We start from the raw sequence: 23,010 nt of genomic DNA on the forward strand, positions 1-23,010 counted from the left end.
CTGCCAATGATGTTTATCATTCCTGAGCATCCGTTATACAAAAACCGCCTACACTAGTTTGTAACTACGCGGAAATAAAAGGCCGCCCGACCCCGTTCGATGGAAATTCACTCATAAAATGATGCCCGTTAATGATTCTCCGTCGGTAAGCCGGATGCAGCGTATCGCTTTGACGATGATGGTGGCATTGCTGGCCACCATCCCTCTATGGACCAACAAAATTTATTATCGGGATGATCTTTACCGGATATTAGATGGGGATAGATCAACATGGCTAAGTAACGGGAGGCCGGGCACTTGGTTATTACAATCCCTGATCTCTTTTGGTGATACGGTCAGCGATATTTCTCCGCTTAATTTACTGCTCGGATTGCTGGCGCTAAGTATTGCTGCGGTATTTTTCACGGAAAGGTTGAGAATTCCGCTTGCGGGTTTCTGGTCATTTCTCCCGCCGCTATTTGTCATTCTTAATCCCTTTCTGACGCAGGGAATGCTCTATACCTATGACAGTCTCACCATACTTCTGTCATTTGCAGGCGCCATGCTGGCAAGCATGGTTAATCGCGCAAAGCCTTTTCAGGAGATCGTTTACACGGCGCTGATATTATTGCTGATTCAGACACTCTATCAGCCAGGGCTCAATGTCTATATTGCCTGCGTAGCCTTGCTGGTCGTCTCTCGACTGGTAAATGATCAATCCAGCTGGAAGTGGCTGTGCGGGAAAATAGTGGCGCTGGGCATTGCCATCCTGACTTATAAACTCGCGATGAATTATTTATTGCCGGTGAAGATCGACTGGTACAGCATGAAACACAGCAAGCTGTTATCACTGAATTCCGATTCTCTGCAAGTACTTATCAACACTATTAAGGCGTTCAGTGACCTTTTTCTCAGCGCCTATCCGCGCGGCATGATGGTATTTATAGGGCTGCCTATGCTGATAATGTTTTCAGGCCTTGTTTTGATGGTTCGAAACTTAAAACAGCAGCAGAAGTTGACGCTAAGTGCGGTCTTAATGCTGTTCAGTGCGGGATTGATCGTCATCATCGCTATCCCCGGGCTTTCATTGGCCTTAGCCACGCCGTTACTTGCACCGCGTATGCTCGGCGCATGCAGCATTACTTTCCTGTTCTGTTTCTATGTAGCCGTTTATTCATTACCTGCAATAAGAAGCTGGCTGGCGGGATTGAGTGCGATATTGCTGTTTTATCATATGGTGGTGATGCTGGTCACTTTTAACACTGTAGTTAACGATCAACGTTATCAAATGGAGGTGATGAATCAGATCAAAATCACGCTTTCTGCTCCCGCTGCCCAATCGATTGATTCACTCGCCTTTATTGGGCAGTTGAATGATGCTCCAGAAGTACAAACCAATATTCGTAACTTCCCCATCATCGATCATATCCGCATGAAAATGTTGGGTGAGTCTGAACCGTGGATATGGCTGGCGCTGATCAAACATGTAGGTTTGAGATTGAAAGCGGTGAAAGCAACGGATGAAATGAGAGTAATTAAACCGCGTCAGGTTCTGGCGCAGGGACCCGATTATGACGCCTTTCAGGATGGGCAAACGATGGTGATTGATTTTAGAAAATCGGGTGGGCAGATTAATAAACTTTAATTCAACGGCTCAGTCCGGTTGCGGGTGGGTAATAATCCCGGACTGAGCTTTTATCTGGTGTTATTTATTCAACAGTTCTTTGCGAACAATTTCTGCACCTGCACTCAATGCATCTAGCTTGCCTCTTGCCACACCGCGTGGCAGAGGAATCATGCCGCAGTTGGTGCAAGGGTAGAGTTTATCAGCATCAACAAACTGCAGGGCTTTACGCAGCGTTGCTGCAACTTCTTCTGGCGTTTCAATGGTATTGCTTGCCACGTCAATGGCACCAACCATCACTTTTTTGCCGCGAATCAGTTCCATCAACTCCATCGGCACATGCGAGTTTTGACACTCCAGTGAGATGATATCGATATTCGACTTTTGCAGTTTAGGGAATATCTCTTCATATTGACGCCATTCTGTGCCCAGCGTCTTTTTCCAATCGGTATTCGCTTTGATGCCATAGCCGTAGCAAATATGCACTGCGGTTTCGCATTTCAGCCCTTCAATGGCTCTTTCTAAGGTTGCGATACCCCAATCATTCACTTCGTCGAAGAAGACGTTAAATGCCGGCTCATCAAACTGAATAATATCGACGCCCACCGCTTCTAACTCTTTCGCTTCTTCATTGAGAATTTTAGCGAATTCCCATGCCAGTTTTTCGCGGCTTTTATAGTGGTTGTCATAAAGCGTGTCGATCATGGTCATTGGACCCGGCAGCGCCCATTTAATAGGACGATCCGTTTGCTGACGTAAAAACTTTGCATCTTCAACAAACACTGATTTTTGACGACTCACCGGACCCACAACGGTCGGCACACTGGCATCATAACGATCGCGGATTTTAACGATCTCGCGCTTCTCAAAATCTACGCCGTTGAGATGTTCAATAAAGGTGGTGACGAAGTGCTGGCGGGTTTGCTCGCCGTCACTGACGATATCAATTCCTGCCTGCTGTTGATCGTCCAGGCACAAACGCAGCGCATCTTGTTTGCCGTCGGTTAATTCCTGATCTTGCAATTTCCACGGTGACCACAACGTTTCCGGCTGAGCCAGCCACGATGGTTTCGGTAAACTACCAGCAGTGGAAGTCGGTAATAATTTTTTCATAGCAGGTGACCTTATATTTTTATCGGTAATCAAAGAACGGGAGTAAACCATTGCTCAAGAAGAGTTTGATATGGCTTGATGAAGCGCTCTTCCGTGAACTTTCCTTGTTCAATAGCCAGATGGCTACGTTCTTCTCGATCATAAACAATTCGCGTTAAAGAATAATCCTGATGGCTCAGGCTTGGCTGATAGTGTCTACCAGCTGCAGAATTCGCATTGTAAATCTCAGGGCGGTAGATCTTCTGGAACGTCTCCATGGTGCTGATGGTGCTAATCAGCTCAAGATTGGTGTAATCACTGAGTAAATCGCCATGGAAATAGAAGGCCAGAGGCGCAGCACTGTTTGCCGGCATGAAATAGCGTGCCCGCAGGCCCATTTTGCCGAAGTATTCGTCAGTCAGAGAAAGTTCATCCTGCTGATATTCAATGCCCAATACCGGATGTTCATTACCGGTGCGGTAATAGGTATTTTTACTGGATACGCTCAGGCAAATAACCGGGGCTTTATTGAAATTCGCTTTGTAAGCTTCTGAGTTAACGAAGTGCTTGAAAATGTTGCCATGCAGATCGCCAAAATTATCTGGCGTGCGGAATTCAGTATGGTTCTTGTTGTGCTCAGACAATAAAACGCTGAAATCATAATCACGCACGTAAGAAGAGAAGTTATTTCCAACAATCCCTTCAATGCGTTCGTTGGTTTTTTTATCAACGATATTGGTCTTCAATATTTCGATCACCGGGAAGGTGCTGTTGTTGCCCTCAGCACCCAGATTCAGCTCAGCAGAAATAATCTCTAGCTCAACCGCGTAACGATCGCTTTTAGGGTTGTCCCAATGCGCCAGTGAATTGAAACGGTTATCAATCATCACTAAGGCATTGCGCAGGTTCTCCTGACGCTTCTCACCACGCGCCAAATTGGCAAAGTTGGTAGTGATGCGTGTATTGCCAGAAGGATTGTAATTTTCGTCGAAACGAAGGCTCTTAACAGTAAAAGTAAAGGCGTTGTTCATTTTAGTCTGCTATCCCGGTTACCAATAAAAAGCCTTGCTGTCGCTGGATTTCAGGATTTCCCAATGCTTTTGCAGGGTACTTTCATTCAGCAGGCTTGATATTATTTTAAGTTATTAACAATGGTACTTTTATGCCTGAGTCACTGGTTGAAAAAAAGTGATTTAATTTCATCGAACATGAAGGAATTTCATGATGTGGTGGGGAGGATGAACGGCGCTCACTGTAGCCAGCCTGTTCAACCTGGCAGAGGCTCTACAATTAAAGGTATACTCTTCCACAAATTTTTAACCGGTTAAGACACGACAATGGCAAAACTCACCTTACAAGAGCAGCTGCTGAAAGCAGGTTTAGTCAGCAGCAAAAAAATGGACAAGGTCCAGAGAACCGCTAAGAAATCACGCGTTCAGGCTCGTGAGGCCAGAGAAGCGGTGGAAGAGAACAAAAGGGCTCAGCTTGAGCGTGATAAGCAGTTGAGCGAACAGCAAAAGCAAGCGGCGTTATCGAAAGAGTACAAAGCGCAGGTTAAGCAGCTGATCGAAATGAACAAAATCGATATCTCTAAAGGCAATATTGGTTTTAATTTCACCGACAATAATCTGATTAAAAAAATCGACGTTGATAAGCAAACGCAGACACAACTGATTAATGGCCGATTGGCGATTGCGCGCCTGGCCGTCGATAGCAAAGGCGAGAGCCAATACGCGATTATTCCTGCCAGCGTCGCCGATAAAATTGCGCAGCGTGATGCGAACAGCATCGTGTTGAATAGTGCATTGAGTCAGGAAGCGCAGGATGAAGACGATCCGTACGCTGATTTCAAAGTGCCTGATGATTTAATGTGGTAAGCACAACGCCGGTTGCGCTGTCAGAACGGGCAGGCACACCGGGCGTTTAGGCACTCGCCGCTGACCGGATGAACAAACTTCAACTCGCTGGCATGTAACATCAGACGCGGGGTGTGTTCGGTCCCCGCCAGCATAAGACCGCCATACAGGTCGCAACCCAAAATCGGATGGCCCAACAGCTGGCAATGGATACGCAGCTGGTGGGTGCGTCCAGTCTCTGGCGTAAGTTCCACCCGCGTTAATGGCATGAACGTCTTATTTTCCAATAGGTGATGAGTGCGCTCAATCACCCGATAGCGTGAGCGAGCTGGCTTACCATTGATTGGGCAAATTGACATCAATGGAAATAGCGTCGGATCTTTGGCAATCGGCGCGTCAATCACACCTTCGTCGTCATGCAAATGCCCGCACAACAGTGCGCGGTAAATCTTGGTCACGCTGCGCTGGCTGAACTGCTGGCAAAGTGCGGCATTGATCGCCTTATTGCGGGCAATCACCATTAACCCTGATGTGCCGAAATCCAGACGATGCACCAGCGTGCAGCCGGGGAAAAGCTTCACTAACCGATGATGCACAGAATCGAGATTGCGCGGATTCTTCCCCGACAGGCTGAGCAGACCAGCTGGTTTATTGATCAGCAGCAGATGATCGTCCTGGTAGAGAATCTCAATCTCTTCAAGACATTGCGGGGCAATAAAGGTATCGATAATCGTAGACATCAGGCTGCCCGGCTGGCGAAGGGATGCGGATAATAGCGAATTTTGCGGCAACTGGCGAATCCGGGCATGTGTCTATTCGCTCAGGCGAAATTTATCGTCCAGACTTAAAGCAAAGACGTGGTCTGCGCAGGCAATGTGCTTTACACTGCGCGCTGAAAAAACTGAGTAGATAACGATTAGGTAGGCGGCAATGGCGATGAACGGAACGATCACAACCTGGTTTCAGGATAAAGGTTTTGGATTTATCAAAGATGAAAATGGCGATAACCGCTATTTCCATGTGATTAAGGTCGCTAACCCTGAGCTGATCAAGAAAGACGCGGCGGTGACCTTTGAACCCACCACCAATAACAAAGGTTTGTCCGCGTATGCGGTGAAGGTCTCACCTGAGAGCAAATACATCTATATTGCCGGCGAGCGCCTGAAGCTCACCTCGATCAAATCTTATGTGGTTTACAGCGAAGACGTGCCGGTTGAAACGCGCATTGATAAAGAGAACACTGTGCTATCGGTAGGTATTCTGATGAATAGCATCAAGCCGAAAACAGACGTTAAGCCGGATGAAACGCGCTCACTGAAAAAACTGGCGGTAACCACCTTTCAGGGAACGACTTTGATTTTCACGGCGGATGAAATTGATATTGATGCCACGGTGAAAATGCTTAAGGTGTGAAGATATTGTGATTAATTCTCAGCGGAAATCCTCACGCAGGATTTCCGCATTGATTATGCCGTTGGCCTTTCGTTCCATGCGTCGGTGAATTGAATATTTCCATCAACATATTTCCACGTGATCTTCGCATAACGCAGCGCAACGCTTTCCATATGTCCGGTTCCTGGACAATTACGCGTGTCATGCATGATCGGCGATATCGATATGACCTTTACGTCTTCCATTAATATGTTGAAGTACTCTTCTTCCTGACCGGCGTCACTGATGCGGTACCATTTGATTTCAGCTTCTTTTAACGTCTGGCCTGTTGCCACAGCTTTGTATAAATAAGGTGACGCAGAATCAATTTCTTTCTCAAATATAAATGGAGCATGTTGCCGTGTGCCTGTTAGCTTGCCGGTATTGTTGTCGGTGGGAATAGAGAGAAGATGTTGTACACCCCGTAATTCAATGCTGCCTTCACGGTGCATCACGTCTGAACCGCCTCTGATTACTGCGCCGCCATCATCTTTAATAAACATATGAACGGGTATAGCCATGTGAATCTCCTTAGTTAGTCATACAACCAGCGTCCAGCTTTAGCCGACTCCACAAACATACGCACAGTTAGTGGTTTAACGTCTTGTTGAATTGGATCCTTAGAAAAGTATTTTCGGAAAACTGTTTCTGTTTTCCACGGATAATAAGCATCGAAATTTATAACTGTTGTATCGACATGATATTTTTTACCAAAATCCTGAATGGCATAGGGCAACTCATCCCATCCGGCGTAGCCTTGTAATGGAGTATCAAATTCGATTGGAATGGGTTTTAAACTCCATGTAGTCATGAGAGATAACTCGCCACGAAAAAAATCTAATATTTGATGTTCGTCTACCATACTCGATCTTCTTCTCTCACGATCATGTTGTAGGTTGAAACAGTCTTATAGACTATTTGAGAAAGATCATTTGCCAGTAAGACCCATCCTACAACCGGCACAGTTCGGCCAACAAAAGCCCCAAGATTGTTTGTCCACATCGGCTTGAGTAACTTAATGCTGGTATTAGTGAACGTTGGCAAAGGTCTGGGCAATTTCACATTCAGAATTTGACGCGAATATTTAGAGGCGATCGAAGTACCAGGTGTAGCATTGCCGGGCTTACCTCTTGTACCCAGAATAGGAAGACCAAGAATGATGCTGCTCACCGCAACAATGTTATTGATGCCACCTACATGCTCATCAATTTTGTCCAAAAGTATCCAAAAAAATAATTCACCAGCTGAAACATTGCTGACTCCTTTGTAAAAGTACGTCCCATTAAGCTGCTCAACCGTATCCATTATCATCCTCCCTGAATTACAGGTGGCCAGATTACAACGTGGTGAACGCTATTTTTTGTTCAAAAGAGAGGAGTGGAACCACTAATAGCGGGTTAACTATTGGAGAGTTTAGCGAGATTATGGCAGCGTTTGCCTGGCAAAGGCCGCGTGGTCGCCATGATTGGCGACCACGCGTTTTCGTAGGGTGCACATTTTTGCGCACCGGCTAAATCAGCTTAAAAACTCTGCCAATCCGCATCATTCACCACCGCAACGCGCGAGGGTTTAACGAATGAAGCCGTACGCACCACAGCCTGCTTTTGCTGAACTTCGCCAGCCGCCGCGACATGGAATTTACCCACCAGCTGATTCAAATTCCCGGCCTGTTCCTGCAGCGATTGCGAAGCGGCAGAGGCTTCTTGCACCAGCGCGGCGTTCTGCTGCGTAACGTCGTCCATCTGATTCACCGCTTGCTGAACCTGCACGATGCCCTGACTCTGCTCGACAGCGGCAGCGGCAATCTCTTCCACCAGTTGGCTTACCTGATGAATGGCATCGTTCATCACGCTCATATTACGGCCTACGTCGCTGGCCTGCGCAGCACCGGCTTCGGTCAGACGATGTGACTCTTCGATTAGCGTTTTGATTTCGCGCGCGGCGGTGGTTGAACGTTGCGACAAGTTGCGCACTTCACCGGCGACTACGGCGAAGCCTTTGCCGTGTTCACCGGCACGCGCGGCTTCAACGGCGGCGTTCAGCGCCAGAATGTTAGTCTGGAAGGCGATGCCTTCAATGATCGAGACGATTTCCGTCACTTTGCGCGAGCTACCACGAATGTTATCCATGGTTGAAAGCATGGTGGTCAGTGATGTGCTGCTCTTCTCCGACAATCCGCTGGCGTTAGCGGCAAGCTGACTGGCCTGGCGCGTGTTATCGGCGGTTTGACGCACGGTTTCACTCAGCTCGGTCATGCTGGCCGCGGTTTGCTCCAGCGATGCCGCCTGTTGCTCGGTGCGTGATGAGAGATCTTCATTGCCCGCGGAAATCTGTACCGATGCGCTGCTCACTGATTGTGACGCCTGACGCACCGAGGAGAGCGCGCCTGATACGCGATCCATCAGGACGTTAAACGAGTGCGCCATGTTGCCCACTTCATCACGACGGCTCTCATCTGCTTTCAGCGTTAAATCGAGGTTCTCGCTGGCAGTCATCATTACTTTGCCCGCAGCAGACAAGCTGCGACGAATGCGCAATACGGTGAACAGCGACAGCACGCCAAAAATCAGCACGGTGGCGATAACGCCGGTGATGGTGGTCCATAACACCGAGTGGAACGTGCTGCGGTTGGTGGCGCGCAGTTCATCGCCAATGGCGATATTCAGCTGCAGCTGTTTTTGATAATCGCTAATCAGCTGGCGAATAGCGGCTCCTATACCGGTTTGTCCATCAATCAGATTGAGGCTGATATCATTTTGATGCGCACGCGAGGCGGTGATAAATGGCGCCAGTGCGGCGGTGACGTGCTGAATATTGGCATAAGCGACTTCGGTTAAGCGCTTATCTTCATCGCTGGAGATATCGTGCGCCATGTAGTAATCGGTCTGCGCCTTCAAATCCGCCAGCTGTTTCTGGATCTCGTCCTCAATAGCCGGCATTTTGCTGTCGTCGGTCTGGCTTTTGTGTTTGTAGAGCGTTAACGCCAACTGGTTACTGCCATCAATCAGTTTCCCCAGATCTTTGATCGAGGGAATCGCATTGGCCTGTACATATTCAAAGCGATCCTGAAAACCAGAGAGTAAGGAAATGGCGAGTATCGCTTGTAGGATGATGGCGCCAAACAGTATGGAAAAGGTGGCAAACAGACGTTGGGAGATGTTCATTTTATTATCCTTAATCTTATAGCGTCCCGGCAAAAGCCGCGTAGGGAAGGGGGCAGATTAATAACCATCGGCAGATTGAGGAAATTAGTTAATTTTTTTATTCAAGGTTTAAGTCTTCAACTGGTTATCACGCCAATTTTTAACATTTTTACCTGATACCAGCGCTGTCTTACGTCTGATAAGTAAAGGACTACAAAACTCCGCGCTCCCTCCGATATTGCCTTACAGACCCGCTCTCTATCATTTCGGAAATCGTGAAAGTTTCTGAACTTAGAGAGAGTAAAATCCCATGAATAAAATTTTCCGTGTGATTTGGAATGCTGCAACGCAACGTTTTGTCGTGGCTTCTGAGCTGGCTAAAGGCAAGGTTAAATCTCATTCCTCTTCGGCGTTGACGCCGTCCGCAAGCAACGCCATGGCGTTAACCGGTGTGGCGCTGGCGATTACGGTGGCTCTGCATGCCACAGGGGCAATCGCTGCAACCACCATCATTGCTAATGGCAATCCAGTTATCGTGAACAATCAGGATATTGTGGGTGCGGGAACTGGCGAATATATCCGCGGTGTCAGTGCCACAAATAATGGTACGGTTGATTTCACCACTGGCACCATCACCACGTCCAATGCCTATGGGCACGGTGCTTACGCAGATACTGGCGCTGAGGTGACCTTAAAAGATATCGATATCAAAACCTCTGCAGCCACGTCGCATGGACTCTATGCGCGCGGTGCCGGCTCTATCACTGGTGACGGTATCAATATCATTACATCTGGCAGAGGTTCATACGGTGTCCAAACCAGCGATGGTGATATCACGCTGACTAACGGCACCATTAAAACCAGCGGAGCCAATTCCTTCGGTGCGTTTGCGGCAGCGGGTGCTGGGCATCTTTCCATCAGTGATAGCAGCATCAGTACCACGGGCGATGGTGCTCATGCGGTCAACGCCACCGGCGGCGAGATTACGGTTAACAATAGCACCATCAGTGCCGGAGGCCATTTAACCAATGCCGTCAGAGCGACGGGTGCGGCGGGTATCGTCAACATCAGTGGCAGTACATTAAACACCACCGGCACGTCATCCGAGGCGGCTTATGCTTTAAATGGCGGCACGGTGAATCTCACCAACACCAATATTAATACCGACAAAATCAACTCCTATGCGCTGCGTGCCAACGGCAATGGCTCATTGGTCAACTTCGATGGCGGAACCATTACCACGTCCGGCGCGACAGATTCTGTTCAGACTTTATATGCAGGAAGTGAAATAAACGTACGTAATGCAACCATCAACACCAGTGTAAAAGCGCTTTCTGCTACCTATGGCAATGTGACGGCTGAAAATACCATCATCAATAATGATGGTGCCAATGCGCCCGATACCATGGTCGTCAGCGATTTGACAACCTTAGGCGCCAGTGTCGCATCGCGTTACGCCGGTGGATTAATCAGCCTGAAAGACGTTCAGATCAACAGCACGCGTGGCAATTTAATCGGCGCACGCGTTAGTGAAGGCGCCAGCATTCAATTAGATAATGTTGAATTTAACCATACAGCTAATGGCGCAGGTTTAGTTGTATTTAAAAACGGTACGCTGACGGGCGACCGTGTCAACGTTAACATCGCGGGTCAGGATGGCGCAGCCATGTCTTCGGGTATCTGGATGGGGATGCGTGATGGCGACAACAGCGTCGATTTAACCAATTCACAAATCACGCTCACCGGCGCGAACAGTGCGGGTATGCTGTTCGAGTCTGACGCGGTCAGCAATAACAACGTGTCGCTGAGCAACAGCGCCGTCACCGCCAGCGAAGGTAGCGCAATGGTGGTTTCTGGCACCGCAGACACAAAAGTCACTACCTCCGGCAGCCTGTTAAACGGCGCGACGCTGTTATCCGCTGGTGTTGGCAACAGCGGTACGGTTAGCAATGTGACATTGACCGGCGATAACGGCTCAGTATTTAACGGCGACGTGGTCATCGACCGCGCCAACACTGCGACCAACATCATCAACCTCGATAACAACTCCGTCTGGAGCGGTGCGACCAGCTCACTGGAGAATCTGAACCTGGCGAATGGTAGCCAGTGGAATGTTACGTCGAGCTCTGCGGTGGATAATCTGACGCTGAATAACGCCACGCTGAATATGACCGCGCCCGGCACCGGCTTTAGCCAGGTGACCTTGTCCAGCCTGAACAGCAACAACGGTACCATCGACTTCAAAACCCATCTGATGGATGACCATTCAGAGACCGATCACCTGCACATCACCGGTGATTACACCGGTAACAGCAACGTGGTGGTGCAGAATGCAGGCGGCACCGGCGCGCAAACCATTGATGGTATCGAACTGATTCGCGTCGATGGCAATGTGAATGGTACGTTCACCCAGCAGGGCCGAATTGTGGCGGGTGCGTATGATTATCATCTGGTGCAGGATGCCAATAAATGGGTGCTGGAGAGCAACAGCAATAATGTTACGCCGGGCAATCCTGGCAGCAATCCGGTTAATCCCGGCGATCCTGGCAACGGATCCGGTACGCCAGGCGATGGCACGGGCACGCCGGGCAGTGGTTCAGGCAATGCTGGCGATGTAGGTAAGCCGGTAAAAGGTTTCCCAATTACGCGTCCTGAAGCGGCAAGCTATGCGGCTAACCTTGCGGCGGCGAATACCTTATTCACCACCTCATTAGACGACCGCCTCGGCGAAACGCACTACATTGACGCCGATGGCAACGAGCAGGTCACCAGCCTGTGGCTGCGTAATGCGGGTGGACACACGCGCTTCCGCGATAGCACCAGCCAGCTGAAAACCACCGGCAACCGTTATGTGATGCAGTTGGGCGGCGATATTGCGCAGTGGAGCAGCAACGGCAGCGACCGTTTCAATCTTGGCGTGATGGGCGGTTATGCTAACGCGCAGAGCAACACCCAATCCAGCGTGACCGGTTACGCCTCTAAAGGTCAGGTTCACGGTTACAGCACCGGTATCTACGCCACCTGGATGCAGGATAACGCCGAGAAAACCGGTGCGTATGTGGATAGCTGGGCGCTGTATAACTGGTTCGATAACAGCGTGAAAGGCGATGGCATTAGCGAAGAGAGCTACAAATCAAAAGGCATCACCGCGTCAGTGGAAGCCGGTTACAGCTTCAAGGTAGCGGAGATGAGCGAGCGTTCCAGCTTCTATCTGCAACCGAAAGCGCAGGCGACCTGGATGGGCGTGAAAGCGAAGGATCATCAAGAGCACAACGGCACGCGCGTGGCGGGTGAAGGCGATAATAATGTGCAAACGCGTCTGGGTGTTCGCGCTTACATCAAAGGCCACAATGCCATTGATGATGGTAAAAACCGCACCTTCGAGCCGTTTATCGAAGCCAACTGGGTGCACAACACCGAAACCTTTGGCAGCAGCATGAATGGCATCAGCGTGCAGCAAGCCGGTGCGCGTAACCTCGGTGAAGTGAAAGTGGGTGTCGATGCGAAGCTGAATAAAACCGTTAATCTGTGGGGCAATATGGGTCAGCAGATGGGGGATAAAGGTTACAGCGATACCAGTGCGATGGTGGGCGTGAAGGTTAATTTCTGATTTGTTGGTTAGCAGGTCGCCATGAATGGCGACCCTACGAAAAGTTTCACCCGATGCGCTTTATACGCATCGGGTGATGTCATAACCGTGTTTTCGTAGGGTGCGCATTAATGCGCACCTGGTCATTACGGCCTGCGGAACAGCGCCATACTGCGGCCTTCCAGCTCGAAATCCTTCTCTTTAGTAATCACTAACCCTTTCTCAACGCTGTCAGACGTCGAAAGCTCCAGTACCCAGCCGCCTTCACCAAACTGTGGAATACTGAACGGTACATTGCCTTCATATGGATTAAACAGCATCAACACGTCATGCCAGATGCCTTCCTCCGGCACTAAATCCGGGCGACCGAGATACACCCCGAGCGTGGTGCCATCATCCCATTGATCATCCTGCTGGAAGCCGCCACCGGCGTTAAACCATTTGATTTCCATACCATCGCGCCAGCTTTCACGCCGCAGCAGCGGCTGCTTGGCGCGTAACGCCAAAAGATGCCGGGTAAAGTCGCGCAGCGCATCGGCGGAAGGGGGCAGGTTTTCCCAATGCAGCCAGGAAATCTCGCTGTCCTGGCAATAGCCGTTATTGTTGCCAAGCTGGCTGCGACCAAACTCATCGCCCGCCAGCAGCATCGGCGTGCCGTGCGAGAACAGCAGCGTGGCGAGGAAGTTGCGTTTCTGCCGCTCACGTACCGCGTTGATGCCTTCATCGTCCGTTGGGCCTTCCGCACCGTAATTGTACGAACGGTTCTCGTTATGGCCGTCATTATTATCTTCACCGTTGGCTTCGTTGTGTTTCTCGTTGTACGAAACCAAATCGTTGAGCGTGAAGCCATCATGCGCGGTAAGGAAGTTAATGCTGGACCAGGGACGGCGACCGCGCTGATCGTAAAGATCGCCAGAACCGAGCAGGCGCGCGGCGAAGTCATTAGTGACCATGTCACCTTTCCAGTACTCACGCACCGTATCGCGATACTTATCGTTCCACTCCGCCCAGCCCGGCGGGAAGCCGCCAACCTGATAACCGCCCGGCCCGATATCCCACGGCTCACCGATCAGTTTCAGTTTGGACAACACTGGATCCTGCATGATGGCATCGAAGAAGCCACTACGCTGGTCAAAGCCTTCCGGTTCACGGCCCAGCACGGTGCCGAGATCGAAACGGAAGCCATCAACGTGCATGGATTCGGCCCAATAACGCAGCGAATCCAAAATCATCTGCAGCACGCGCGGATGCGACGTATTCACGGTGTTACCGGTACCGGTGTCATTGATGTAGTAGCGATGCTGATCTGGCAGCGTGCGGTAATAAGAGTAGTTATCGATGCCCTTAAACGACAACGTGGGGCCGAGTTCATTGCCTTCGGCGGTGTGGTTGTAAACCACGTCGAGGATCACTTCGAGGCCAGCATCGTGGAAGGCGCGCACCATATCGCGGAAGCCCTGAATCCCGCGCGGACCAAAGTAGCGCGTGGCCGGGGCGAAGAACGCCAGCGTGTTGTAACCCCAGAAGTTTTTCAGACCGCGATCCAGCAGATGCTGATCGTCCGGGAAACCGTGCACCGGCAGCAGCTCCACGGTGGTTACGCCCAGGCTTTTGATGTAATCGATCGAAGCCTGATTGCTTAAACCGTCGTAAGTGCCGCGCATCTCTTCGGGTACCGCCGGATTAAGCTGACTAAAACCTTTAACGTGGGCCTCATAAATGACCGTTTTCGACCACGGAATATTCGGTCGATTAGCATCCTGCCAGTCAAATTCATTGGGATCGATGACCACACATTTGGGCGTAAATGGTGCGCTGTCGCGGGTATCGAAACTCAAATCCTTATCTTCATGCAGCAGGTCATACGCGAAGTGCGACTCGTCCCACTGCAATTCGCCCGCCAGTTCGCGTGCGTAAGGGTCGAGCAGCAGTTTGTTAGGGTTAAAGCGATGGCCATTTTCCGGCTCGTACGGGCCGTGTACGCGATAGCCATAGAGCGCGCCGGGCTGCAAGCCGGGAATGTAGCCGTGCCACACTTCATGGGTGTATTCCGGCAAATCGAAGCGGGCGATTTCGTTTTCGCCGCTCTCATCGTACAAACACAGCTCGACTCGCTCAGCGCAGGCCGAAAACAGCGCAAAGTTCACGCCCTGGCCATCATAGTTAGCGCCAAGCACTTGTCCCGAACCTGCTGTAATTTCTAGAGGCTTACTTGTCATCCATTATTCTCCACACAGATTAATCGGGTAATGCATCAGCTGCTTAGCAGCACTAACGGCGCACTTGAGGCCGCCTCATCCAGCGCGATGTAATCGCCAATCGTCACGGTTTCGCCACTCCATAAGTTGCGATAGTGGCGATGGGCGAGTGACTCGGGTAGTACCACTTCGGTTTGCGTCCACTGCGCGTTGTCAAAACTCAGGCGCGGCAGAATGACCAGCAGCGCGTGGTTACTGTCCTGACGCGCAAAGGCGATAACTTTCTCCTGATGTTCACCGCTGACGTCCAGCGGCTGATAATCGCCCACGCGGAACAGCTGCGGATAATCGCGGCGCAGATGCAGAAGGCGTGCAATCACCTGTTGTTTCAGTTTGCCGCTCAGCCAGTTTTGCGCGTCGTTGAAGTCGGGCGAAGAAGACTCTTCCAGCTGCTGCTCCAGCAGCGCGAAGTCCGGCGTGCGGCGGTTGTCGGGATCGACCAAGCTGAAATCCAGCGCTTCGCTACCCTGATAGATATCCGGCACGCCCGGCGCGGTGAGTTTAATTACCGTTTGCGTCAGGCTATTGATTAATCCGGCCTGAATAAACGGTTGCAACGCGTGGCTGAAATCGCTGAGGAACAACTGATTGGCCGGTGAAAGCAGATGACGCGCGTAATCCAGCACCGCTTTTTCGTAGGCTTCGTTGCTCTCTGCCCAGTCGGTGCGCAATTTGGCTTCGCGTAACGCTTTCTCAACAAAAGGAATAAAGCGCTCTTCGAGTTGGCTGGCATCCTGCGGTTGCAAGGTGGTCGGCCACACGCCGGCTAACGCCTGATATAGCATCCATTCCACTGCCGGTTCCGGCGCGGCGCCATCGTCCAGTTCCACCACCTGCGCCTGATTAATCTGCCGCCAGCGCGCTACGTGTTCCGCCCACAGCGCGGGGGCTTCGCTTAGCGTATACAGCCGCGCACGCGCATCTTCACCACGCTTGGTGTCGTGGGTTGAGGTGGAAGAGATGCCATCGGGCTGCTGTTGCAGCCGCGTTTGCATCTCGCTGTGGAAATGCGCCAGCGAGAAGGCGTGCGGCAGCGGTTCTGCTCCCACTTCATTGATCGCTAATGCGACGTGATTGCGGAAGAACAGCGTGTCTTCCACCGATTTCGCCATCAGCGGTCCGGTCAGCTGCTGGAAGCGCATGCGGAATTCGTGCGCGTCTTTTTCGCTCTCTTCAGAAACCGCGCCCAGCAGCATCGCCTGCAGTAAACTCAACACCGTTGGCGACGCGCTGTTTTTCACCGTTTCCAGCACCTGTTGCAGCAGCTCTTCGCCTTCAAGCGGCATGCCGTCCTGCTGGCCGTAGGTGCGATACACCGGGAAGGCGATGAGGATTTCGCGCAGTGCGACGTGCAGTTCCGCTTCGCCAAGGTTGCGATGTTCAGAACCGGCAATCTGCGTCGCCAGCTTGAGCAGACGCGCAAACTCACCGGCAAAATTGCGGTCAACCATCAATTCACGCGCCACGCGCAGTCCGCCTTCAACGTCGTTACGTTGTCCGGTGGTGGCTTCATAGGCCAGATGCAGCGTATCGATCTGCGAATCATCCACCAGCGCGTGCGACAGCGCGGCAATAAATTCGTAGCCGGTGGTGCCGGAAATGGGCCAATCGTCAGGGATCTTTTCTCCTTCGGCGAGGATCTTTTCCACCGTGATATAGCAATCCGGGCCGGTGGCCTGGCGCAGCTGGCGCAAATAGCCTTGTGGATCGGCAAGGCCATCAACGTGATCGACGCGCAGGCCGCTGACCGCGCCCGAGCGCACCAGTTCAAGAATCAGCCGGTGGGAATCGGCAAACACCGCTTCATCTTCAACGCGTACGCCGACCAGCCCGGTGATCTCAAAGAAGCGGCGATAAGAGAGCTCGCTGCGTGCATCGCGCCAGCTGATCAAACGCCACGGCTGCTGCTCATGCAGTTCAGCAATCGCTTTGGCTTCAGTCATCGCCAGCACCTCGTCGGCGCGATCCTGCCAGCTGGCGGGCGTCAGCGGGTAAAAGCTGTCGTAATACGCCAACGCGGGATGGCCAGTTTGCGGATGCGCTTTAATGCTCAGCTCACCGTTTTCCAGCACGTTCTCGAAGCTGTCGCCGAGAAACGGCAGCGTCAGGCGGCGCGTCCAGTCGATATCAAAATGATTGGCATAGCGGCTGCTCTCGCCATACTCGATCACATCACGCCACCAGGCATTTTCCAGCGAGGCCGCCATATGGTTTGGCACGATGTCGAGAATCAAGCCGATCTCCGCGTCCTGCAACGCCTCAACCAGACGATTAAAGCCGTCGCGGCCGCCAATCGCCGGTTCGATCTCATTGGCATCGATGACGTCGTAACCGTGGGTGGATTCGGCGGTGGCGCTAAATATCGGCGACGCGTAAAGATGGCTGATGCCAAGGCGTTGCAGATAGGGCACCAGCGCCGCGGCGCGATCAAACGTCATGCCGTTGCGAAACTGAATGCGATACGTCGCGGTTGGAATACTCATTTTGTTGCTCCCTGATCCAAACGCACCACGATGGCGTGTTGTGGTAATGCTTCAGTTTCTTGCGGCCAGGCGAAAATCGTGCGGCCTGGCATGGCGGGTAAAGGTTGCGTCTGCTTGCCGATATTCAGCGCCAGCGACAGCTCGCCCTGCGGGAAATGCCAGCTGACGGCGACGAAGCCTTCAGCGGTGGCGAGCACCTTGCCGCTGTTGCCGCCCGCATCGGCCAGCAGCGGCACGATATATTGCTGACGCAGCGCCAGCAGCTCGCGCGTTAACGCCAGCCAGCTCTGGCCTTCCGGCGTTTGTAACTTATTCCAATCAAGCTTCGAGCGGGTAAAAGTCTGCTCGGCGTTGGGATCCGGCACCTCTTCGTCATGCCCGGCGTGACCGGTGAACTCCTTCGCGCGACCTTCACGCACCGCTTTAGCTAAATCGCCGTGGAAATCGGTGAAGAACAAGAACGGATTGGTTTCGCCATACTCTTCGCCCATAAACAGCAGCGGAATATGCGGCGACAGCAGCAGCGTTGCCAGCAGCACTTTGGTGCGATCGCTGCCCGCCAGGCTGATCAAACGATCGCCCTGCGCGCGGTTACCCACCTGATCATGGTTCTGGATGAAATCAACAAACGCCACCGGCGGCTGGCTGGCACTTGGCACGCCGCGCCGCTGCCCACTCTGCGGTGAAAGTTCGCCCTGATAAGCAAAGCCTTCAGTCAGCACGCGCGCCACAAGCTTCTCCGGCACGTCGGCGAAATCTTCGTAATAGGCGTGAGTTTCACCGGTTGCAAACACGTGCACCGCGTTGTGGAAATCATCGTTCCACTCACCGGTAAACAGCGGCGCGTTGCCCTGTTTGTCACGCGGATGCAGGAAGATAACGTTGCGGCAATCTTCGGTGGTGAGATGAATAGGGCGCTCGGGTATTTCCTGACGGATGCGTTCGGCAATCTCAATCAGCGCATGCTTACTGGAGCTGTCTTCAATCTGGTCGATGGCATCAAAACGCAGGCCATCAAGATTAAATTCCTGCAGCCAGTAGAGCGGTGCTTCGACAATGTAGCGCCGCACAGCATCGACATCATATGCAATGCCCGCGCCCCACGGCGTCATGCGTTCCTGGTGGAAAAACGCTGGTGCCAGCAGCGGCAGGTAGTTGCCTTCCGGACCAAAGTGGTTGAGCACGATATCCAGCACCACCGACAAACCGTGCGCGTGCGCGGCATCGATAAAGGCTTTGAAATCATCCGGCGATCCGTAAGCCGCATGCGGAGCGTAGAGCAGCACGCCGTCGTAGCCCCAACCGCGATTGCCACCAAACTGCGACACCGGCAGCACTTCCAGCTGCGTGATGCCTAATTCGGCCAGCCACGGCAATTTAGCTATCGCCGCCTGGAAAGTGCCTTCGGGCGTGAAGGTACCGATGTGCATTTCATACACCACCGTTTCATGCCACGGACGACCTTGCCATTCGGTGTGCTGCCAGCGATAGCTTTGCGGATCGACCACCAGTGAAGGGCCGTTAACATCAGCCTTTTGCGCACGCGCGGCGGGATCCGGCACCACCGTGCCATCGTCCAGCACAAAGTTATACTCTGCACCGGGCGCCACGCCGCTGACTTGCAGCTCAAACCAACCGTCGCCTGCGTCGAGCATGGCGGTGTCGTTATCGGCAAGTCTTAAGGTGATGTGCTGCTGCCCTGGTGCCCAAACACGAAAACGGACGCTGTCATCAGCAAGAATCTCAGCGCCCCAGGATTTTTCAAATGATCTGAATTCCATTCAATTGCCTCGTTTAGCCCACGCAGGGGCAATGGACGACATCAAGCGATTCGCTACTGGCTGAAAACGATAAATAATTTGGGATGAAAGTTAGGTCGGACAACAAATCATAGTCGATATTTTGGCGTTTTCTGGCGCGCGCGAGAGGATTTCAGGCGGGTTTAAGAAATTATCGAATAAGCGGGGGATTTTTACGCTTCGGTTAGATGAGGTCGCCATAAATGGCGACCTTACAAATTCATCAATAGAGGTCGCCATTTATGGCGACCTCTATTGATGCGGCCTGCGGTCTATGCCGGTTTATGCTTAACCTTGCGTTTGCGCAATTTATCGATCAAACGATGCGCTTCGGCTTCTGTCGCTACCGCAGGCGATGAACCTTTCAGCGGTTTACGCGCCGTTTCACTCAAGGTTAATACCGTCAGCAAACCGATAATCCCGGCACCGATCATGTAATACGCCGGCATCAGATTATTGTGCGTGGTATCCACCAGCCATGCGGTGATCAGCGGCGTGGTGCCACCAAACAGCGAAACTGATAAATTAAAACCAATTGCCAGCGCGCTATAGCGAATATCGGTGACAAACAGCGCCGGTAACGTTGCCGGCATGGTGCCGCTGAAACAAGTATGCAATAAGCCCAGAATCGCCAGTCCGGCAAACACCAGCAGCATATTGCCGGAACCAATCAACATGTAGCTCGGAATCGCCAGCACGATTAAGCCCAACGCGCCTAAACCAATCACCGGACGGCGACCAATGCGGTCGGTGAGATATCCCCACATTAACGTCAGCGGCATCATGATAAACATAATCACCATCACCAACATCAGGCCGGATAATTCACTCATTCCCAGCACGCCGGTTAAATAGCTCGGCATATAGGCGGTCAGCATATAATTGGAGACGTTGAACAACAGCACCAGACCAATACATTTCAGCAGAGGTTTACGCTGATCGCGCAGCATCTGCCACACGCTCAGGCGCGGCTTGTTGTGCTCCATCTCTTCGCGCTTATCCATGTGATCTTTAAACGCGGGCGTCTCTTCCAGCTTTAAGCGGATATACAAACCGAACAGACCCAACGGCGCGGCGAGGAAGAACGGCACACGCCAGCCCCAATCCATCATGGTTTGATGCGGTAAGAAAGCGATCATTGCTGTCACCAGGCTGGCGCCCAGCAGATAGCCACCCAGCGTACCAAACTCAAGGAAGCTACCCATAAAGCCGCGACGTTTGTCGGTGGAGTATTCCGCGATAAAGGTCGCGGCACCGCCATATTCACCGCCGGTGGAGAACCCTTGCAGCAAGCGCGCCAGCAGCAGCAGAATCGGCGCAGCGATACCAATGCTGGCATAGCTCGGAATCAGACCGATACAGAACGTACCGATCGACATCATGATCATGGTTAACGCCAATACCTTCTGACGTCCAATGCGGTCGCCGAGTGGGCCAAACACCATGCCGCCAATCGGACGCACTAAAAACGCCGCGGCGAAAGTACCGAACGAAGCGATAAGCTGCGCGGCAGCGCTGGCATCGGCGAAGAAGACCTGGCCAATGATCACGGCGAGATAGCTGTAAACGCCGAAGTCAAACCACTCCATCGCATTACCCAATGCGGCGGCACCGACCGCGCGTTTCAGCAATTTGTTGTCGATAACGGTGATGTCATCAACGGTCAAGCCACTGGCTGTGGCTGATTGTGTTGTATCCGTTCCTGTGCTCATAAATTCCCCAGTTGAGAAAATGGCGCGATCTTATAGCTTTCGCAGCCGTAATTTCATAAATGGAAAAGAAAGCTATAAGAGGCAGAAGAAGCGCAAACCCTAGTAAAGATTTTAACATCTCGCAAGTTGGCAGGATAAAACACGGGTAGTTAGGACGTTTGAGGGAGGTCGCCATGGATGGCGACCGTGAATGTAGATGATCAGCCCGGCCCCTCACTACCGGCCGCCAGCAGCGGCACAATCACATCGCTGATTGGCGTGGGAATACCGCGCGCCCGACCATAACGCTGCACGACGCCGTTGCGGATATCCCACTCCAGCGGACGGTCGGCCTGGCGGTCGGCAAGGATCGAGGTGCCTAAATCAGTCGGTGCGCGGTGAAAGCGTTCTACAATCTCCTGCGGCACCTCATCTTTTAACGCGGCACCTTCAGCGCGCGCTACCGTCAGGCACTCCTGCAAATAGGCCAGCGCCAGCGCGCTGATGTCGTCGCGCTGGAACATACCCGCACGACGATTCGACAGCACCATTAAACCGGCAACCGCGTTTTGCAGCAGTTTGCGCCAGGCGATGGTCAGGAAATCGGCGGAGAGATCGACCGCGCAGCGCGTGTCGCGCAGTGCCGCAACCACCAACTCAGCGTGCGGCGTTTCTGGCAGCGTCAGGCGCGGCTTTTCCCGCAGCCACACCGAGGCATCCGGTTCGCGTTGGGCCGGGAACCACACCACCGACGGCAGCACAGTCGCGCCATTGACATAGGGCGCGAGTTGGCTTTTCTGCTCCACGCCATTCTGCAGCGCGCACACCACGGTATTTTCATTACACAGCGCCGCCAGCCATGGCGCGGTATCCTCAACCTGGGTGGTTTTCACCGCCACAAACACCAGATCGAACGGTTGCGCGATCTCGGCGGGATTGGTGAGCACCGGGCCGGGAACAATAATTTTGCCGCTGTCGTGACGCAACTCCAGCTGCGGATGTGCGGTACGCCCGCAAATCGTGGGCGTGCGTCCAGCTTCATGCATCGCCGCCGCGATGGTGGTGCCAATCGCGCCCGGTCCAATAAGGGCGATGGTAGGATTCTCAGACATCTCATTAAGCTCCTGATTATCAAAATGCTTGCAGGGATCGTAGCGGCGCGATTCATTGCGCGATAAATCGCGCCGCTACGGGATAGGCTTTGATTGGAAAGCGTACGATGACCTTAATTGTTTAGCAGCGAAGAATAGCCGTTTACAGCACAGTTATGTGCTTTTTCCGCAGCAGTTGGCACATTTCGTCATCGGGTTGAGCATCAACGATCAAGGTGCTGGCCAGTGATAATTCGCCGATGGCAAACGCCGAAGCGGAATTCAGCTTCTCATTCGACACCATCACCACCGTTTCCGCCGCGCGTGCGGAAAGCGCACGTTTCACCCCGGCCTCTTCGTAGTTGCCGGTGGTTAATCCCGCCGTTTTGTGCACGCCGGTCACGCCCATGAAGAACAGATCGGCATTAATCCGCGCAATGCCTTCCAGCACCGCCGCACCCACCGCCACCACCGAATGGCGATAGAGCAGGCCGCCAATCATGATCACGTCAACCTGCGGATAATCCACCAGCGCCACGGCGATGCTTGGGCTGTGCGTCACCACGGTAAATGCCAGATCCGGCGGCAGCAATTTCACCATCTCGGCGGTGGTAGTGCCGCCATCGATAATCACTACCTGACCGGGCTGGATTAGCTGGACCGCTTTCTGCGCGATAAGGCGTTTAGAGCTAATCTGCACGCTTTTGCGTGTTTCAAACGGTGCGATAGCGGCAGAAACCGGCAGCGCACCGCCGTGTACACGTTGCAGTAATCCTTCGGCGGCTAGCTCACGCAGATCGCGGCGAATTGAGTCTTCCGACACCGCAAAGCGCTGGCTAAGCTCGCTCGACATCACCTGTTTTTCTTCGCTCAGAATGGCGAGAATTTGCTGTTTACGTTGGCTGGAAAGCATTATTTTCTCATTCATGTTTTTGCTTGTGTCTGCACGATTATGCATGTTAGCGTAGATTTTG

17 protein-coding genes are annotated in these 23,010 nt (G+C 52.4%); 4 read left to right on the plus strand and 13 right to left on the minus strand.

The features are described 5' to 3' along the window. Positions 1 to 154: 154 nt before the first annotated feature. Positions 155 to 1,624: a glucosyltransferase domain-containing protein gene (locus K5Y32_RS08905; RefSeq protein WP_222183033.1), complete on the plus strand. Its 1,470-nt coding sequence runs from the start codon at positions 155 to 157 to the stop codon at positions 1,622 to 1,624. Positions 1,625 to 1,684: 60 nt separating this feature from the next. On the opposite strand, the gene K5Y32_RS08910 is transcribed toward K5Y32_RS08905, so the two are convergent. Together K5Y32_RS08910 and K5Y32_RS08915 are read right to left on the minus strand one after the other, a co-directional pair. Continuing rightward, the gene (locus tag K5Y32_RS08910) at positions 1,685 to 2,716 is read right to left on the minus strand and encodes a methionine synthase (protein ID WP_101761313.1); all 1,032 of its coding nucleotides are present in this window, start codon (positions 2,714 to 2,716) and stop codon (positions 1,685 to 1,687) included. A gap of 29 nt (positions 2,717 to 2,745) precedes the next feature. Beyond that, a complete protein-coding gene (locus K5Y32_RS08915; RefSeq protein WP_110867169.1) occupies positions 2,746 to 3,726 on the minus strand; it encodes a DUF1852 domain-containing protein in 981 nt (326 codons plus the stop codon). A 306-nt stretch (positions 3,727 to 4,032) separates the two neighbouring features. Here K5Y32_RS08915 and K5Y32_RS08920 point away from each other — a divergent pair, with 306 nt between their 5' ends. After that, entirely contained in the window at positions 4,033 to 4,572 is a 540-nt protein-coding gene (locus K5Y32_RS08920; RefSeq protein WP_110867170.1) for a DUF2058 domain-containing protein, read from the plus strand. Positions 4,573 to 4,592: 20 nt separating this feature from the next. Here K5Y32_RS08920 and K5Y32_RS08925 read toward each other — a convergent pair whose 3' ends face one another. Continuing rightward, the gene (locus K5Y32_RS08925) at positions 4,593 to 5,291 is read right to left on the minus strand and encodes an RluA family pseudouridine synthase (RefSeq protein WP_222183035.1); all 699 of its coding nucleotides are present in this window, start codon (positions 5,289 to 5,291) and stop codon (positions 4,593 to 4,595) included. 190 nt (positions 5,292 to 5,481) lie between these two features. Between K5Y32_RS08925 and K5Y32_RS08930 the strand changes: the two genes are divergently transcribed. After that, positions 5,482 to 5,964, plus strand: a complete 483-nt coding sequence (locus K5Y32_RS08930) for a cold-shock protein (RefSeq protein WP_101761317.1) — start codon at positions 5,482 to 5,484, stop codon at positions 5,962 to 5,964. Between the two features lie 53 nt (positions 5,965 to 6,017). Here the strand turns inward: K5Y32_RS08930 and K5Y32_RS08935 are convergent, their stop codons facing one another. The 4 genes from K5Y32_RS08935 to K5Y32_RS08950 form a co-directional block, all read right to left on the minus strand. Continuing rightward, positions 6,018 to 6,503, minus strand: a complete 486-nt coding sequence (locus tag K5Y32_RS08935) for a type VI secretion system tube protein TssD (RefSeq protein ID WP_222183037.1) — start codon at positions 6,501 to 6,503, stop codon at positions 6,018 to 6,020. A 14-nt stretch (positions 6,504 to 6,517) separates the two neighbouring features. Then, a complete protein-coding gene (locus K5Y32_RS08940) occupies positions 6,518 to 6,844 on the minus strand; it encodes a DUF1493 family protein (protein WP_101761319.1) in 327 nt (108 codons plus the stop codon). After that, positions 6,838 to 7,287 carry an STM2901 family protein gene (locus tag K5Y32_RS08945; RefSeq protein WP_101761320.1) on the minus strand — a complete coding sequence of 150 codons (450 nt, stop codon included), beginning with the start codon at positions 7,285 to 7,287 and terminating at the stop codon, positions 6,838 to 6,840. The genes K5Y32_RS08940 and K5Y32_RS08945 overlap by 7 nt, the downstream gene beginning before the upstream one ends. Before the next feature lie 215 nt (positions 7,288 to 7,502). Next, a complete protein-coding gene (locus tag K5Y32_RS08950) occupies positions 7,503 to 9,146 on the minus strand; it encodes a methyl-accepting chemotaxis protein (protein WP_110867172.1) in 1,644 nt (547 codons plus the stop codon). A 289-nt stretch (positions 9,147 to 9,435) separates the two neighbouring features. Between K5Y32_RS08950 and K5Y32_RS08955 the strand changes: the two genes are divergently transcribed. Beyond that, entirely contained in the window at positions 9,436 to 12,735 is a 3,300-nt protein-coding gene (locus K5Y32_RS08955; protein ID WP_222183039.1) for an autotransporter outer membrane beta-barrel domain-containing protein, read from the plus strand. A gap of 125 nt (positions 12,736 to 12,860) precedes the next feature. Here the strand turns inward: K5Y32_RS08955 and glgX are convergent, their stop codons facing one another. The 6 genes from glgX to K5Y32_RS08985 form a co-directional block, all read right to left on the minus strand. Next, positions 12,861 to 14,933 carry a glycogen debranching protein GlgX gene (gene glgX, locus K5Y32_RS08960; protein WP_222183041.1) on the minus strand — a complete coding sequence of 691 codons (2,073 nt, stop codon included), beginning with the start codon at positions 14,931 to 14,933 and terminating at the stop codon, positions 12,861 to 12,863. 35 nt (positions 14,934 to 14,968) lie between these two features. Next, entirely contained in the window at positions 14,969 to 17,455 is a 2,487-nt protein-coding gene (gene treY / locus K5Y32_RS08965) for a malto-oligosyltrehalose synthase (protein WP_101761323.1), read from the minus strand. Continuing rightward, on the minus strand, positions 17,452 to 19,236 hold the full coding sequence (gene treZ / locus K5Y32_RS08970; protein ID WP_222183042.1) for a malto-oligosyltrehalose trehalohydrolase: 1,785 nt from the start codon (positions 19,234 to 19,236) through the stop codon (positions 17,452 to 17,454). The genes treY and treZ overlap by 4 nt, the downstream gene beginning before the upstream one ends. Before the next feature lie 290 nt (positions 19,237 to 19,526). After that, a complete protein-coding gene (gene proP, locus K5Y32_RS08975) occupies positions 19,527 to 20,966 on the minus strand; it encodes a glycine betaine/L-proline transporter ProP (protein WP_217547986.1) in 1,440 nt (479 codons plus the stop codon). Positions 20,967 to 21,166: 200 nt separating this feature from the next. Next, complete coding sequence (locus K5Y32_RS08980) at positions 21,167 to 22,057, minus strand: oxidoreductase (RefSeq protein ID WP_222183043.1); 891 nt, start codon at positions 22,055 to 22,057, stop codon at positions 21,167 to 21,169. A 142-nt stretch (positions 22,058 to 22,199) separates the two neighbouring features. Next, positions 22,200 to 22,949, minus strand: a complete 750-nt coding sequence (locus tag K5Y32_RS08985) for a DeoR/GlpR family DNA-binding transcription regulator (RefSeq protein ID WP_110867175.1) — start codon at positions 22,947 to 22,949, stop codon at positions 22,200 to 22,202. Between the last annotated feature and the right edge of the window lie 61 nt (positions 22,950 to 23,010).

Source organism: Pantoea sp. DY-15, assembly GCF_019795935.1.
GTDB classification, from domain to species: Bacteria; Pseudomonadota; Gammaproteobacteria; order Enterobacterales; family Enterobacteriaceae; genus Pantoea; species Pantoea leporis.